Origin of the sequence: Pseudomonas putida (assembly GCF_002741075.1) — a bacterium.
Classification (GTDB): domain Bacteria; phylum Pseudomonadota; class Gammaproteobacteria; order Pseudomonadales; family Pseudomonadaceae; genus Aquipseudomonas; species Aquipseudomonas putida_T.
Map to the genome: position 1 here is coordinate 2,656,551 of NZ_CP016634.1, position 15,034 is coordinate 2,671,584.

Annotated in this window: 10 protein-coding genes; 7 read left to right on the forward strand and 3 right to left on the reverse strand. The window is 64.5% G+C overall.

What is annotated here, in order from left to right; genetic code table 11:
- The first annotated feature begins 36 nt into the window (after positions 1 to 36).
- From IEC33019_RS12375 to IEC33019_RS12385, 3 genes are read left to right on the forward strand one after another with little or no spacing between them, the layout of a single operon-like run.
- Positions 37 to 1,941, forward strand: a complete 1,905-nt coding sequence (locus tag IEC33019_RS12375; protein WP_070093539.1) for a sensor histidine kinase — start codon at positions 37 to 39, stop codon at positions 1,939 to 1,941.
- A 13-nt stretch (positions 1,942 to 1,954) separates the two neighbouring features.
- Positions 1,955 to 3,280, forward strand: a complete 1,326-nt coding sequence (locus tag IEC33019_RS12380) for a sigma-54-dependent transcriptional regulator (RefSeq protein ID WP_070093540.1) — start codon at positions 1,955 to 1,957, stop codon at positions 3,278 to 3,280.
- Positions 3,281 to 3,304: 24 nt separating this feature from the next.
- Positions 3,305 to 3,631 carry a GlpM family protein gene (locus tag IEC33019_RS12385; protein WP_170831793.1) on the forward strand — a complete coding sequence of 109 codons (327 nt, stop codon included), beginning with the start codon at positions 3,305 to 3,307 and terminating at the stop codon, positions 3,629 to 3,631.
- 81 nt (positions 3,632 to 3,712) lie between these two features.
- Here IEC33019_RS12385 and IEC33019_RS12390 read toward each other — a convergent pair whose 3' ends face one another.
- The gene (locus IEC33019_RS12390) at positions 3,713 to 4,708 is read right to left on the reverse strand and encodes an alpha/beta fold hydrolase (protein ID WP_070093542.1); all 996 of its coding nucleotides are present in this window, start codon (positions 4,706 to 4,708) and stop codon (positions 3,713 to 3,715) included.
- A gap of 195 nt (positions 4,709 to 4,903) precedes the next feature.
- Here IEC33019_RS12390 and metR point away from each other — a divergent pair, with 195 nt between their 5' ends.
- Positions 4,904 to 5,821, forward strand: a complete 918-nt coding sequence (gene metR, locus IEC33019_RS12395) for a transcriptional regulator MetR (RefSeq protein WP_070093543.1) — start codon at positions 4,904 to 4,906, stop codon at positions 5,819 to 5,821.
- On the opposite strand, the gene IEC33019_RS12400 is transcribed toward metR, so the two are convergent.
- Complete coding sequence (locus IEC33019_RS12400; protein WP_070093544.1) at positions 5,805 to 6,218, reverse strand: NUDIX hydrolase; 414 nt, start codon at positions 6,216 to 6,218, stop codon at positions 5,805 to 5,807. The genes metR and IEC33019_RS12400 overlap by 17 nt on opposite strands.
- A gap of 124 nt (positions 6,219 to 6,342) precedes the next feature.
- Between IEC33019_RS12400 and IEC33019_RS12405 the strand changes: the two genes are divergently transcribed.
- The 3 genes from IEC33019_RS12405 to IEC33019_RS12415 all read left to right on the forward strand — a co-directional run bounded on the left by IEC33019_RS12405 (position 6,343) and on the right by IEC33019_RS12415 (position 13,155).
- A complete protein-coding gene (locus IEC33019_RS12405; RefSeq protein WP_099593588.1) occupies positions 6,343 to 10,656 on the forward strand; it encodes a DEAD/DEAH box helicase in 4,314 nt (1,437 codons plus the stop codon).
- Positions 10,657 to 10,860: 204 nt separating this feature from the next.
- Positions 10,861 to 12,480: an FMN-binding glutamate synthase family protein gene (locus IEC33019_RS12410; RefSeq protein WP_070093546.1), complete on the forward strand. Its 1,620-nt coding sequence runs from the start codon at positions 10,861 to 10,863 to the stop codon at positions 12,478 to 12,480.
- A gap of 111 nt (positions 12,481 to 12,591) precedes the next feature.
- Positions 12,592 to 13,155: a YkgB family protein gene (locus IEC33019_RS12415; RefSeq protein ID WP_212632846.1), complete on the forward strand. Its 564-nt coding sequence runs from the start codon at positions 12,592 to 12,594 to the stop codon at positions 13,153 to 13,155.
- 82 nt (positions 13,156 to 13,237) lie between these two features.
- Here IEC33019_RS12415 and IEC33019_RS12420 read toward each other — a convergent pair whose 3' ends face one another.
- Positions 13,238 to 14,656, reverse strand: coding sequence for an amino acid permease (locus tag IEC33019_RS12420; protein ID WP_070093548.1), 1,419 nt, complete (start codon positions 14,654 to 14,656; stop codon positions 13,238 to 13,240).
- Positions 14,657 to 15,034: the final 378 nt, after the last annotated feature.

Here is a 15,034-nt window from a genome sequence, read left to right on the forward strand (position 1 = left end):
CGGGCAGCGGACGCTGGTCGTGACAAGGCCACTGTGATGAAATGCGACCCCTCGCTCCTTCGCCCTGCCCAACCCGCCGTGAAATCCCGCCTGATCCGTCAATTGCTGCTGCCGCCTCTGATCATCCTACTGATGGTCGGCCTGGGCATGGCTGGCTATCTGATCAGCGAGAGCAATGGCATCCGCGCCCTGAGCGAGAACGGCGAACGCCAGCTGGAGCTGCACGCGCGCACCGTCGAGAGCGAGATCAGCAAGTACACCTACCTGCCGAGCCTCCTGGAACTCGAAGACAGCGTCTCCAAGTTGCTCACAGACCCTGAGGCGGGCTACCGCCAGACCGTCAACGAATACCTCGAGGGCCTGAACCGCCGCAGCCGCAGCCGGGCCATCTTCGTGCTGGACACCACCGGTCGTGTCCAGGCCACCAGTAATTGGCGCGACGCCGACTCCTTCCTCGGCGAGGATTTGTCGTTTCGCGCCTATTTCCAGGACGCCGTGCGCGGCGAGCCTGGCCGCTTCTATGGCATCGGCAGCACCACCGGCGAAGCAGGCTACTATCTGGCCCACGGGCTGGAGGAGCACGGCAAGATCATCGGTGTGGCGGTGGTCAAGGTGCGCCTGGACACCCTCGAAGAACGCTGGCAACGCGCCCGCCTGGAAGCCTTCGTCAGCGACGAGAACGGCATCATCATTCTTTCCAGCGACCCGGCACGCCGGCTCAAGTCGGTGCGCCCGCTGACCCCGCAGATCAAAGAGCGCCTGGCGCGCAGCCTGCAGTACTACTGGTGGCCGCTGAACGAGCTGCAGCCCTTGGCGCGGGAGACCCTGTCCGATGGCGTGGAGAAGCTGACCTTCCCCGCCAACAGCGAGACCGGCCAAGGCAAACCTCGCAAGATGGCCTACCTGGCCCAGACCCGGCGCCTGGTGGATACCCCCTGGCACTTCACGTTGCTCACCCCGCTGCAGGACCTGCACCGCGAATCCATGGTCCAGGGCATCCTGGCAGGCGTGGCCTTCGCCCTGCTGACCATCCTGGCGATCGCCTGGAACGAGCGACGCAAGGTGATCGCCACCCGCCTGGCCGCCCGCGAAGCCCTCGAAGAAGCCAATAGCCAGCTTGAGCGGCGCATCACCGAACGCACCGCCGATCTGCGCGCCAGCAACGAACGGCTCAAGGGGCAGATCCGCGAACGTCGGCACGCCGAGCAGACCCTGCGCCACGCCCAGGACGAGCTGGTCCAGGCCGGCAAGCTCGCGGCCATCGGGCAGATGTCCACCAGCATCGCCCACGAATTGAACCAGCCCCTGGCCGCACTGCGCACCCTGTCGGGCAACACCGTGCGCTTCCTCGAGCGCGGCGCCCTGGAGACCGCCAGCACCAACCTGCGTACCATGAACGACCTGATCGACCGCATGGGTCGTATCACCGCCAGCCTGCGCTCTTTCGCAAGGCGTGGCGATGACAGTGGCCAGGCCTCGTTGGGCAAGGCCGTGGATGCCTCCTTGCAAGTGCTGGCCAACCGCATCGCCGGCTGCAAGCTGCAACTGCACAGCCAATTCGACGACCAGCAACTGGCTATCGACCAGACCCGCCTGGAGCAGATTCTGGTCAACCTAATCGGCAACGCCCTGGACGCCATGGCCAACCAGTCAACCCCGCAGCTTTGGCTCGAGGGCGAGCTGCAAGGCGACAAATACCGCCTACGGGTGCGCGATAATGGCCATGGCATCGATGCCGAGGCGCGCAAGCACCTGTTCGAGCCTTTCTTCACCACCAAACCGGGCGAGCATGGCCTGGGCCTGGGCCTGACTCTTTCGGCGAGCCTTGCCGCCGCCGCCAAGGGTTCGCTGAGCGTCGAGCACCCCGCCAGCGGCGGGACCGCCTTCGTGCTCGCCCTGCCCTTGGCCACGCCCACCGGCAAATCGGTAGAACCTCTATGAACGCAGGGTCCCTATGAACCAAGTGCCCTTGACTGTCCTGATCGTCGAAGACGACCCCCATGTGCTGCTGGGCTGCCAGCAGGCCCTGGCCTTGGAAGACATCGCCTGCGAAGGCGTGGGCAGCGCCGAGCAGGCCCTGGAACGCATCGGCGATGATTTCGCCGGCATCGTCGTCAGCGACATCCGCCTGCCCGGCATGGATGGCCTGGAGCTGCTCGGCCGGCTCAAGGCCCGCGACCGCAGCCTGCCGGTGGTGCTGATCACCGGCCACGGCGACATCGACATGGCGGTCGGGGCCATGCGCACTGGCGCCTACGACTTCATGGAAAAGCCCTTCTCTCCCGAGCGTCTGGTGGATGTGGTCCGTCGCGCCCTGGAGCAACGCGGCCTGTCCCGCGAAGTCCATGCGCTGCGCCGCCAACTGGCCGGCCACAGCTCCCTGGAAGGTCGCATCATTGGCCGCTCGCCGGCGATGCAGAACCTGCGCGAACTGATCGCCAACGTGGCCGACACGTCGGCCAACGTGCTGATCGAAGGCGAGACCGGCACCGGCAAGGAGCTGGTCGCCCGCTGCCTGCATGATTTCAGCCGTCGCCAGGGCCAGCCGTTCGTGGCACTCAACTGCGGTGGCCTGCCGGAGAACCTGTTCGAAAGCGAGATCTTCGGCCACGAGGCCAATGCCTTCACCGGCGCCGGCAAGCGGCGCATCGGCAAGATCGAACATGCCAATGGCGGGACGTTGTTTCTCGATGAAGTCGAGAGCATGCCGATCAACCTGCAGATCAAACTGCTGCGCGTGTTGCAGGAGCGCACACTCGAACGCCTGGGCTCGAACCAGAGCATCCCGGTGGACTGCCGGGTGATCGCGGCGACCAAGTCGGACCTGGACGCCATGGGCCAGAGCGGGCAGTTTCGCAGCGACCTGTACTACCGCCTGAACGTCGTGACCCTGGAGCTGCCGCCTCTGCGCGAACGCCGCGAGGACATCCTGCAGCTGTTCGAGCACTTCCTGGAGCAGTCAGCGCTGCGCTTCGACCGCGAGGTTCCGGAGCTAGACAGCCAGACCCTGTCACGGCTGATGGCCCACGACTGGCCTGGCAACGTCCGCGAACTGCGCAATGTCGCCGAGCGCTATGCCTTGGGTCTGCCGGCGTTCAAGAAGAGCGCCAGTGGCGCCAGCCAGGGCCTGGGCTTTGCCGAGGCGGTGGAGGCTTTCGAACGCAACCTGCTCAGCGACGCCCTGCAACGCACCGGCGGCAACCTCAGCCAAGCCAGCCAGGAGCTGGGCATGGCCAAGACCACGCTGTTCGACAAAGTGAAGAAGTACGGCCTCAACTGAGGCCAAAGGAAACCCGTGGACCTGATACTCAAAGCCAGCCTGGGCGCCGCCGTCGTGGTGCTTCTGGCCATCCTCTCCAAGACCCGCAACTATTACATCGCAGGGCTGGTGCCGCTGTTTCCGACCTTTGCCCTGATCGCCCACTACATCGTGGGCAAGGGGCGGTCGCTTGAGGACCTGAAGGCCACCATCCTGTTCGGCATGTGGTCGATCATCCCGTACTTCGTCTACCTGGCCACCTTGTACGTACTGGTCGACCGGCTGCGCCTGGAAGCCTCGCTGGCCCTGGCCACAGTGGCCTGGCTGGTGGCGGCAACGGTGCTGGTCACGCTGTGGGTGCGCTTTCACTAGGCAACCGTGCGGCCTTTTTTCGGGTAAACCCGCTCCTGCAAAGATCGCCGTGCCCCCTGTGAAAGCGGGTTTACCCGCAGCTCAAAGCCCGGCCACGTGCCGGATGTCTTCGCGATGTGAACTCAGATAAGGCAACACTGCCGCCAGCAGCGGCGCCTTGAACTGCTCCTGGAAACGGTGCGCCAGCCCTGGGATCAGGCGCAATTGGCTGCCCTGGATGTGCGCGGCCAGGTGCACCCCATGCATCACCGGCAGCAGCGGATCGGCCGTACCATGCACCACCAGCGTGGGCACGCGTAACTGGTTGAGCAGCGTCACCCGGCTGGGCTCGGCGAGAATCGCCATGATCTGACGTTGGGCCCCTTCTGGATTGAACGCCCGGTCATAGGCCACGGCCGCCTGATGCAACAGCGCCGTGCGGTCGTCCGGGATCGTCGGGCTGCCCAGGGCGGCCAGCAGGTCCGCCTGGTGCTCGATGGCCACCTCGCGATTCGGCGCATCCCGCCGGGCCAGCAGTTGCACCAACGCCGTGCTTGGCGCCGGCAGGCCTTCGGCGCCGGAGCTCGACATCACCAGCGTCAGGCTGCGCACGCGCTCCGGTGCCATTGCCGCCAGGTGCTGGGCAATCATGCCGCCCATGCTCACTCCCAGCACATGGAACTGCTCGATCTTCAGCTCATCCATCAGGCGCAAGCCATCGGTGGCCATGTCGGTCAAGGTATAGGGCGCCGACACCGGCAGCCCCAGTTTGTAACGCAACACCTCGACGGTCAGGTTGGCCGAGGCTGGCTGTTGGTTCCAGCGTGACAGCCCGACATCGCGATTGTCATAGCGAATGACCCGAAACCCTTGGCCGCACAGGGCCTCGACCACATCATCGGGCCAATGGATCAGTTGCCCGCCCAGGCCCATGACCAGCAGCAACACCGGGTCCGACGGTGCCCCCACGCTCTGGTACACCAGGCTCAGTTCACCCAGTTCGGCCCGTTGCACCGGCACCTGCGCGTCGCAGCGCGGCGCCGACGCAGTGGCCGATGCGCTGAACAATAAAAAGAAAAAAACCCAAAAAGCCCGCATGAAAGAAACACCAGAATGCAGATCCCCAGTAGATCGCGAGTCTGATGAAATCTCGTCGAGGGCGCTGCCACAGAACCATGACAGTTTTATTAAGCCTGCCGAGCGGTCATCGCATCGCCAGTCGACAGCTGCCCACAACATGAGAGAAACTCAACATCATGCTTTTTTTCTCCCGTTCTACCCCCGGAGCCTTCTGTGCTGGAAATCCGCCACCTGAAAACCCTTCATGCCCTGCGCGAAGCCGACAGCCTGGTAGAGGCAGCCGAACGCCTGCATCTGACCCAGTCGGCCCTCTCGCATCAATTCAAGGAGCTGGAAGAACGCCTGGGGATGGCGCTGTTCGTGCGCAAGACCAAGCCGATCCGTTTCACCAGCGCTGGCCTGCGCCTGCTGCAACTGGCCGATGCCACCCTGCCCCTGCTGCGCGGCGCCGAACGTGACATTGCCCGGCTGGCCGGTGGCACCGCAGGACGTCTGCACATGGCCATCGAGTGCCACAGCTGTTTCCAATGGCTGATGCCGACCATCGACCAGTTTCGCGATGCCTGGCCGGAGGTGGAACTGGACCTGGCTTCAGGCTTTGCCTTCGCCCCACTACCGGCCTTGGCTCGTGGCGATCTGGACCTGGTGGTGACCTCTGACCCCGTGGACCTACCGGGTATCACCTATGTGCCGCTGTTCACCTATGAGGCCATGCTCGCGGTCGCCAATCAGCACCCGTTGGCCAGCAAACCCTACATCGTGCCCCAGGACCTGCTCGATCAGACCCTGATCACCTACCCGGTGGAGCGCGACCGCCTGGACATCTTCACCCGTTTCCTGGAGCCGGCCGATATCGAACCGGCCGCGGTGCGCACCTCGGAGCTGACGGTGATGATGATGCAATTGGTGGCCAGTGGCCGTGGAGTGTGCGGTATTCCGCACTGGGCGCTGCACGAATACAGCTCGCGCGGTTATGTGAAAGGCAAGCGCCTGGGTGAAAAGGGCCTATTCGCCACGCTGCACGCGGCGGTGCGCACCGACATGCTCGATGCGCCCTACATGCGCGACTTCCTGCTGACGGCCAAGGACACGTCCTTCTCCACCCTCGATGGTGTCAGCGCGGTGCGCTGACCGTCTGGCGGTAGAGCGGCAGGATCAGGTCACGGGTCAACGGTGCCAGCTCAAGGTCCGTGACCTGATCAGCGCTCAGCCATACCACTTCTTCAATCTCGGCGGCCGGTACGACGGCCGAGGCGCTGTCGACCCGAAACAGCTGCGCCTGAACCTCGAAGCCAGGCTCGTTGGCGGCCGGTGCGCTGAATTGGCCCAGATAGACCGCCTGCTCGGGGTCCAGCCGCAGCCCCAGTTCCTCGTGCAACTCACGCACCAGCGCCGCCTGCGGCGACTCCCCCGCATCGATCTTGCCTCCGGGCTGCATGAAGGCCAGGGTGCCGCGCTTGCGCACGAGCAGGGTACGACCTTGGGGGTCGATGAGCAGGGCGGCGGCGATGCGGATGATCTGGGACATGGGAACTCGCTTACAGGTAAAAAGGCAGCAAGGATCACACGGGCGCAGGGTACGGACAAGGAACCGCTAAGTTCATGACGAACGGCCCCTTGCCAATGGCCGCCTCACCCTCCATAAACGACACATGAACCTTCCCGCCCAGCACCATCCGGTGCTCGACCTGTTCCATCCCGCCGTCGGCACCTGGTTCCGGCAACATTTCGCCACCGTGACCGACGCCCAGGCGCGCGCCTGGCCACTGATCCACGGTGGCCAGTCGATGCTGCTCGCCGCCCCTACCGGTTCGGGCAAGACCTTGAGCGCATTCCTTGCTGTGCTCGATGAACTGTTTTGCCAAGGCCTGTCACAGGGAGGCGAACTGCCCGCGCAGACCCAGGTGGTCTATGTATCGCCACTCAAGGCGCTGTCCAACGACATCCGCCTCAACCTCGAAGTGCCTCTGGCAGGTATCAGCCAGGCGCTCCAGGCCCAAGGCCTGCCGGCGGCGCGCATCACCACCCAGGTACGCACCGGCGACACGCCGCAAAAGGAACGTGCGGCCATGCGCAAGCAAGCGCCGCACATTCTGGTGACCACCCCCGAGTCGCTCTACGTACTGCTGGGCTCAGCCTCTGGCCGCGAGGGCCTGGCCACTGTGCACACGGTCATCGTCGACGAGATTCATGCCTTGGCAGGCAACAAGCGCGGCTGCCACCTGGCCTTGACCCTCGAGCGCTTGCAAGCGCTGTGCGCACGCCCCTTGCGCCGCATTGGCCTGTCTGCGACCCAACGCCCCGTGGAACGCGTGGCGCAGTTTCTGGTCGGTCACCAGCGCCCATGCGCCATCATCGACGTCGGCCATGCCCGCCGCCGCGACCTGGCCATCGAAGTCCCGCCCGTGCCGCTGGGGGCAGTGATGGCCACCGATGTGTGGAATCTGGTCTACGACCGTATCGCCGCCCTCGCCCGCGAACACCGCACCACGCTGGTTTTCGTCAACACCCGGCGCCTGGCCGAACGACTGACCCGCCACTTGGGCGAGCGCCTGGGCCTGGACGCCGTGGCCGCGCACCACGGCAGCCTGGCCAAGGAGTACCGCCTGGCCGCCGAACAGCGCCTGAAAGCGGGCGAACTGCAAGTACTGGTAGCCACCGCCTCGTTGGAGCTGGGCATCGACATCGGCGAGGTGGAGCTGGTGTGCCAGATCGCCTCGCCCGGCTCGATTTCGGCCTTCCTGCAACGGGTCGGGCGTTCTGGACACCAGGTGGAGGGGGTGCCCAAAGGGCGGCTGTTCCCGACCTCGCGAGACGACCTGATCGAATGCGTGGCCTTGCTCGACTGCATACGCCACGGTGAACTCGACGAATTGCACATCCCCAAGGCGCCGCTTGACGTCTTGGCCCAGCAGATCGTCGCCGAAGTGGCCAACCAGCCCTGGCCGGAACAGGCGCTGTACGACTGTCTGCGCCAGGCTACGCCCTACAGCGCCCTGGATCAGCATCACTACCAGGCATTGCTGCGCATGCTCGCCGAGGGCTACAACGGTCGCCAGGGCATACGCAGCGCCTACCTGCATCGTGACGCGGTCAGCGCCACCTTGCGTGGGCGCCGGGGCAGCCAACTGACCGCGCTGACCAGCGGCGGAACCATTCCGGACACCGCCGACTACGCCGTGTTGCTCGAACCCCAGTCACTGAACATCGGCAGCGTCAACGAAGACTTCGCGGTGGAGAGCATTGCCGGCGACATCTTCCAGTTGGGCAACGCCTCCTATCGCATCTTGCGAGTCGAGCCAGGCCGGGTGCGGGTCGAAGACGCCCACGGCCTGCCGCCGACCATCCCTTTCTGGCTCGGTGAAGCGCCCGGGCGCAGCGATGAGCTGTCCGCCGCCGTGGCCCGCCTGCAGGCGCGTATCGATGAGCGTTTGCAGGCCAGCGCCGGCGACTTCGCCCCGGTGCTGGCCTGGCTCCAGGAGGCCTTCGCACTGGACGAAGCCAGCGCCAGCCAACTGCTCGACTACCTGGGGCGCACCTGGCAAGTGTTCGGTGCCCTGCCCTCGCAGCGGACGCTGGTGATGGAGCGCTTTTTCGACGAGTCCGGCGGCACCCAGCTGATCATCCATTCGCCCTACGGCAGCCGCATCAACCGGGCGTGGGGCCTGGCCCTGCGCAAGCGTTTCTGTCGTACGTTCAACTTCGAACTGCAAGCTGCGGCCAGCGAGGACGCCATCGTGCTGTCGCTGTCCACCAGCCACAGCTTCGCGCTGGACGACGTCTGGCGCTACCTGTCCAGCACCAGCGCGCAGCCGATCCTGGTCCAGGCCTTGCTCGATGCCCCGCTGTTCGGCGTGCGCTGGCGTTGGAATGCCGGCGTGGCGCTGGCCTTGCCGCGCTACATCGGAGGGCGAAAGGTGGCGCCACAGATCCAGCGGATGAAAAGCGAAGACCTGATCGCCGCCGTGTTCCCCGATCAAATCGCCTGCCTCGAAAACATCGCGGGTGAGCGGCAGATTCCCGACCATCCGTTGGTGGAGCAGACCCTCGACGACTGCCTGCATGAAGCCATGGACAGCGACGGCTGGCTGGCCATGCTGCGGCGTATGGAAAACGGCCAGATCCGCCTACTCGCCCGCGACCTGCCGGCCCCGTCCCCACTGGCCTCGGCCATCCTCAATGCCCGGCCCTATACCTTCCTGGACGACGCGCCTCTGGAGGAGCGCCGCACCCAGGCGGTGCTCAACCGCCGCTGGAATGAGGTCCACAGCAGCGACGATCTGGGCGCGCTGGACGTCGAAGCCATCACCGCCGTGCAGGCCGAAGCCTGGCCGCAGCCGGGCAGTGCCGACGAGATGCACGAAGCGTTGATGAGCCTGGGCGTCATCAGCCAGGCCGAGGTGCAGGCCAATGCGCCCTGGGCTGGCCTGCTCGGCCAATTGGCCGATGCAGGTCGCGCCTGCCAGTTGCACACCGGAGAGCACAGCCTGTGGCTTGCACGCGAACGCCTGAACCTGTTGCTGGCGTGTTATCCGCAAGCGCGCCTGGCGCCTGAGTTCGCGATGCTGCCAGGCTTCGACCACCCTATCGAGCCAGACACCGCGCTGACCGAACTGCTGCGCTCGCGTCTGAGCGGTTTCGGCCCGTTGACCGTGGCGCAGATCGCCGCGCCCCTGGGCTTGCCCAGCAGCGCTATCGAACAAGCCCTCGCCCGCCTGGAAGTCGAAGGCTACGTGCTACGCGGGCATTTCAGCCCAGGCCAGCACTCCCAGCAGTGGTGCGAGCGGCATCTGCTGGCGCGTATCCATCGCTACACGGTCAAGCGCCTGCGCCGGGAGATCGAGCCGGTCACCCTGCAGCACTTCATGCGTTTTCTGTTCGACTGGCAACACCTGGCGACCAGCGAGCGCGTACAGGGGCCGCAGGCGGTGGCCTTGGTGCTCGATCAGTTGCAAGGGTTCCCGAGTGCGGCCGGCGCCTGGGAAGCTGAGCTGCTGCCTGCCCGCATCAAGGACTACAGCCCACATTGGCTCGACGATGCCTGCCGCAGCGGGCAGTGGGCCTGGAGCCGGCTGGCGACCACGGTTTCGGGCAGCACATTGTCGAGCACGCCGCTGGTGCTGTTGCCTCGTGAACATCTGAGTCTCTGGCGCAGCCTCGCCGCAGCCCCGGCGCCCGATGAGCTCGCGCCCAGGGCACAGCGCGTGTACGAAACCCTGCAGACCCAGGGCGCATTGTTCTTCGACGAGCTGGCCCACGAGGCGCATCTGCTGCCCAGCGAACTCGAAACAGCCTTGCAGCAATTGGTGGGCGCAGGGCTGGTCGGCGCCGACAGCTTCACCGGCCTGCGCAGCCTGATCACGCCAGCCAACAAGCGCACCTCGCGCAACAGCCGCCGGGGCCATCCGCCACTCTCCAGCAGCATGGCCCATGCCGGGCGCTGGGCGCTGCTGCGCCGAAGCAGTACCGCGCCAGACCACGAGCAGCGGCTGGAACACATCGCACGGACGCTGTTGCGCCGATACGGGGTGATCTGCTGGCGTTTGCTGGAGCGCGAAAGCGACGCCCTGCCGCCCTGGCGTGAGTTGCTGCGTTGCTATCACCGCTTGGAAGCACGCGGTGAGATACGCGGTGGGCGCTTCATCGCGGGGCTGGCCGGCGAGCAATTCGCCCTGCCCGAGGCAGTCGGTTTGCTGCGTCAGGTACGAAAGCGTGCCTCACACGGCGAACTGGTGATGGTCAGCGCCTGCGACCCGCTGAACTTGCTGGGGACCTTGCTGCCAGGGAACAAGGTGGCCGCGGTCGGCGGCAATCGGTTGCTGTATCGCGATGGTGTGCCGGTAGCGACCCGCGTGGCGGGACGATATGAGTTCCTGTTGGATGCCTCGACGACGGAGCAGGAAACCTGGCGACAACAATTGTTGCGCGACAGGCCCGGAGGCTGTTTCGCGCCAGATCGCGGGTAAGCCCGCACCCCACCTGACCTGCGGTGAATCCTGTGTGGGGTTTACCCACAAAAATGCTTGCCACCGAAGGACAGCCGCCCCTGCGCATGACCAATCTTTCATGCGTACAGCGGGCCATCGACTGGCATTACGCCACGCAATGGGGCTATGGTCGGGGTTTGACCCAGGCCCCTGAGCCTGACCGAGCCATCGCAAGGACCCTGTATGAGCCTGTCACTTCTCAGTCGCTATGCCTTCTTCGCCGCCTGTGTGCTGTTCACCCTGGCCAGCCTGCCCTTCCTGCACCATGAATGGCTGTGGCCGTTCACCCTGACCACCGGCGTGCTCACGCTGATCGGCCTGTTCGACCTGCTGCAGCAGCGCCATGCAGTGCGGCGCAACTACCCGATCCTCGGCAACATTCGTTATCTGGTCGAGGCCATTCGTCCAGAAATTCGCCAGTACCTGCTCGAAGCCGACAGCGACGCCCTGCCCTTCTCCCGGGCCCAGCGCTCGCTGGTCTATGCCCGGGCCAAGAACGAAGCGTCGGACAAACCCTTCGGCACGCTGATCGACGTCTATGAGTCAGGCTTCGAATTCATCGGCCACTCCATGCGCCCGGCGCCCTTGGCGGACCCGTCGAGCTTTCGCGTGGTGGTCGGCGGCCCGCAGTGCAGCCAGCCGTATTCGGCCTCTATCTTCAATATCTCGGCCATGAGCTTCGGCTCGCTCAGCGCCAACGCCATCCGCGCCCTGAACCAGGGCGCCAAACTGGGCAACTTCGCCCACGACACCGGCGAAGGCAGCATCAGCCCTTACCACCGCGAGAATGGCGGTGACCTGGTCTGGGAGCTGGGCTCGGGCTATTTCGGCTGCCGCACCCCGGACGGGCGCTTCGACCCCGAGCGCTTCGCCGAGCAGGCGCGCAACCCGCAGGTGCGCATGATCGAGATCAAGATGAGCCAGGGCGCCAAGCCCGGCCATGGCGGTATCCTGCCCAAGCACAAGGTCACCGAAGAGATCGCCGAGACCCGTGGCGTGCTGATGGGCGAGGACTGCATCTCGCCGTCACGTCACAGCGCCTTCTCCACGCCCATCGAGATGATGCAGTTCATTGCCCAGCTGCGTGAGCTGTCCGGCGGCAAGCCGGTGGGCTTCAAGTTCTGCCTGGGTCACCCCTGGGAATTCATGGGCATCGCCAAGGCCATGCTCGAGACCGGCATCCTGCCGGATTTCATCGTCGTCGACGGCAAGGAAGGCGGCACTGGCGCAGCGCCAGTGGAGTTCACCGACCACATTGGCGTGCCGCTGCGCGAAGGCTTGTTGTTCGTGCACAACACCTTGGTGGGGCTGAACCTGCGCGACAAGATCAAGCTCGGCGCCAGCGGCAAGATCGTCAGTGCGTTCGATATCGCCAGCGTGCTGGCCATCGGCGCCGATTGGGCCAACGCGGCGCGCGGTTTCATGTTCGCCATCGGTTGCATCCAGTCCCAAAGCTGTCACACCAACAAGTGCCCAACCGGAGTGGCCACCCAGGATGCCCTGCGCCAGCGCGCCCTGGTGGTACCAGACAAGGCCCAGAGGGTGCTGAACTTCCACCACAACACCCTGCGCGCCCTGGCCGAGATGCTGGCCGCGGCGGGCCTGGAACATCCGGCGCAGTTGGAGGCCAAGCACCTGGTGCGGCGTATCTCCGCCACCGAGATCAAGCTGTTCTCGCAGATGCATGTGTTCCTCAAGCCAGGCGAGTTGCTCACCGGCGAGGTGAATGGGCAGTTCTATTCGCGCATGTGGCAGATGGCCCGGGCGGACAGTTTCGAGCCGCATACCGAGGTCGCCGCCTGAGACGCCCCCACCCGATGTGTCTGCGCCGGGCCAGGCACATCGGGTGATTTAGAGCTATGTCCTACAGTGCACCCAGCCGCCTCCTACTCACCCTTAAATAGTCGTTAATCAATGGCCGACATGCTCGATGCCTCTCATTCAGGAGTGCGCATCATGTCGTCGACCAATAATCCAAACTTTCCAGAAACCTGCCCGGTGTCCAGGCCTCAGCGCCTGCTGTCGCTCGCCAGGCAGATCGCCGTGCTGGGCGTTGTCATGCCGATGTTGATGATCGGCCTGCTCAAATTCACATCGATCGAAGTACAAGCCCTAAAGCCGCTCATCAGTCAGACACCTTGGCTGAGCTGGCTGTATGCCGTGTTTGGCGAGGCAGGAACATCCTACTTGCTGGGGGTGGTGGAGATATTGGCCGCCGCACTGGTCGTAGCCAGCCGATGGTCGAGCAAAGCCGCCATTGCCGGTGGAGTGCTTTGCACGCTCACCTTCGCCACGACACTCTCGATCATGCTTGCCGTGCCAATCTGGGAGGCCGCGTCAGGTGGCTTTCCCTGGCTCAATCGCGCCGGTAGCTTTCTGATCAAGGACCTGGCGCTGCTGGGTGTGAGTCTGATGGTATTGGCAGAAGGCTTGCTTCGCCGCCAGCGGCGCGCGCGATTGCCAGCCAGCAGCATGTGACAAGGGTCAGCTCCACAGACCATTGATGGGCATGACAAGCGCCCCAAAAACAAAGCCCCGGCACTGGCCGGGGCTTCGTTCGTCAGGAGGCGGTACTGGCCGCGCCTTGCGTCTCTTTCGGCGCCAGGCGGAATACGAAGTACAGCACCGTCAACAACACCAGGAACGCCGGGCCGATATACAAGGCCACGCGGGTGTCCTCGAAGTACGCCATCAGGCCCACCACCAGCACCAGGAAGGCCAAGGCCAGGTAGGAGCTCAGCGGCCACAGCCACATGCGGTACTTAAGGCCCTGGCGCTCGGCGGTGGAGAGGCCGGCGCGGAACTTGAGCTGGGCCAACAGGATCATCACCCAGGTCCAGATCGCGCCGAAGGTAGCGATCGAGGTGACCCAGACGAAGACTTTCTCAGGCACCAGGTAGTTGGCCAGCACACCCAGCAGCAGCGCACCGATCGACAACAGCAAGGCGTTGCGTGGCACGCCGCTGTTGGACGTGCGGGCGAAGGCCGCCGGCGCCTGGCCATTCTGCGCCAGGCTGTAGAGCATCCGCCCGGTGCTGAAGATACCGCCGTTGCAGGACGACAGCGCCGCGGTAATCACCACGAAGTTGATGATGCCGGCGGCGGTCTTGATACCCAGACGCTCGAAAGTCATCACGAACGGGCTGCCCTGGCTGCCGATTTCGTTCCACGGGTAAATCGACAGGATCACGAACAGCGCGCCCACATAGAACAGCAGGATGCGCCAGAACACCGAGCCGATGGCCTGGGGAATGGTCTTCTGCGGATTGCGCGCTTCACCGGCGGTCAGGCCGATCATCTCGACGCCCAGGTAGGCGAACATCACCATCTGCAGCGACATCAGCACGCCGGTCACGCCGTTGGGCATGAAACCGCCGTTGCTCCACAGGTTGGAGATACCCATTGCCACACCATCGTTGCCGAAGCCGAAGGCGATGATGCCGATGCCGCCCAGGACCATGGCAATGATCGTGACGATCTTGATCAGGGCGAACCAGAATTCGAACTCGCCAAACGCCTTGACCGCGATCAGGTTGATCGCCCCCATGCTGCCCAGCGCCGCCAGGGCCCAGATCCAGCGGGGTACATCAGGGAACCAGATGCCCATGTAGATGGCCACGGCGGTGATTTCCGCTACGCAGGTCACCAGCCACAGGAACCAGTAGTTCCAGCCGGTCAAAAAGCCCGCCAGTGGGCCGAGGTAATCCTGGGCATAGCGGCTGAAGGAGCCGGCGACAGGGTTGTGAACGGCCATTTCGCCGAGGGCGCGCATGATCACCAGGATGGCCAGGCCACCGATGATGTAGGAAAGCATGATCGCGGGACCGGCCATTTCGATGGCCTTGGCCGAACCGAGGAACAGGCCGACACCGATACAGGCGCCCAGCGCCATCAGACGGATGTGCCGTTCGCCCAGCTCGCGCTTGAGTGGGCCGCCCTGGGCGGTCTCACCATGGGCAGGGTGGTTGCCGACTGGCATAGCAATACAACCTCATTTTGTTATTGGATATGACCTCCGTGCAGCGCCGGCCATGCCGATGGGCATGGCGTCGTCTTGCCAAGCGAGCCTCGTGGGCCCGCCTGTCCACCGAAATCCGGTAGACGAAGGGGTCGAGCAGTATAGGAATCCGCCCGTAGGGCTTTTCACTATATAAACAGGGAAATTTGGAGAGAATTCTCGGCCAAAATCCCTTTCGCGAAAGAGAGAAAATCTTCGCTCCCCCTCTCTAGGAGAATGGGGCGGCTACCATAACAACATTGCCGAAGAATGGAAGCTGCACCAAAGGCGGATATTCCCACCACAGACTGCGAGAATTCTTACAATTTTTTCACCAACCCCGCCTAACGTCTAAGCTTC

Bases quoted from the DNA above. Each gene is read 5' to 3' on its own strand.
- IEC33019_RS12375 (WP_070093539.1), top strand. From the start codon at position 37: ATGAAATGCGACCCCTCGCTCCTTCGCCCTGCCCAACCCGCCGTGAAA.
- IEC33019_RS12380 (WP_070093540.1), top strand. From the start codon at position 1,955: ATGAACCAAGTGCCCTTGACTGTCCTGATCGTCGAAGACGACCCCCAT.
- IEC33019_RS12390 (WP_070093542.1), bottom strand. From the start codon at position 4,708: ATGCGGGCTTTTTGGGTTTTTTTCTTTTTATTGTTCAGCGCATCGGCC.
- IEC33019_RS12400 (WP_070093544.1), bottom strand. From the start codon at position 6,218: ATGTCCCAGATCATCCGCATCGCCGCCGCCCTGCTCATCGACCCCCAA.
- IEC33019_RS12405 (WP_099593588.1), top strand. From the start codon at position 6,343: ATGAACCTTCCCGCCCAGCACCATCCGGTGCTCGACCTGTTCCATCCC.
- IEC33019_RS12410 (WP_070093546.1), top strand. From the start codon at position 10,861: ATGAGCCTGTCACTTCTCAGTCGCTATGCCTTCTTCGCCGCCTGTGTG.
- IEC33019_RS12415 (WP_212632846.1), top strand. From the start codon at position 12,592: ATGGCCGACATGCTCGATGCCTCTCATTCAGGAGTGCGCATCATGTCG.
- IEC33019_RS12420 (WP_070093548.1), bottom strand. From the start codon at position 14,656: ATGCCAGTCGGCAACCACCCTGCCCATGGTGAGACCGCCCAGGGCGGC.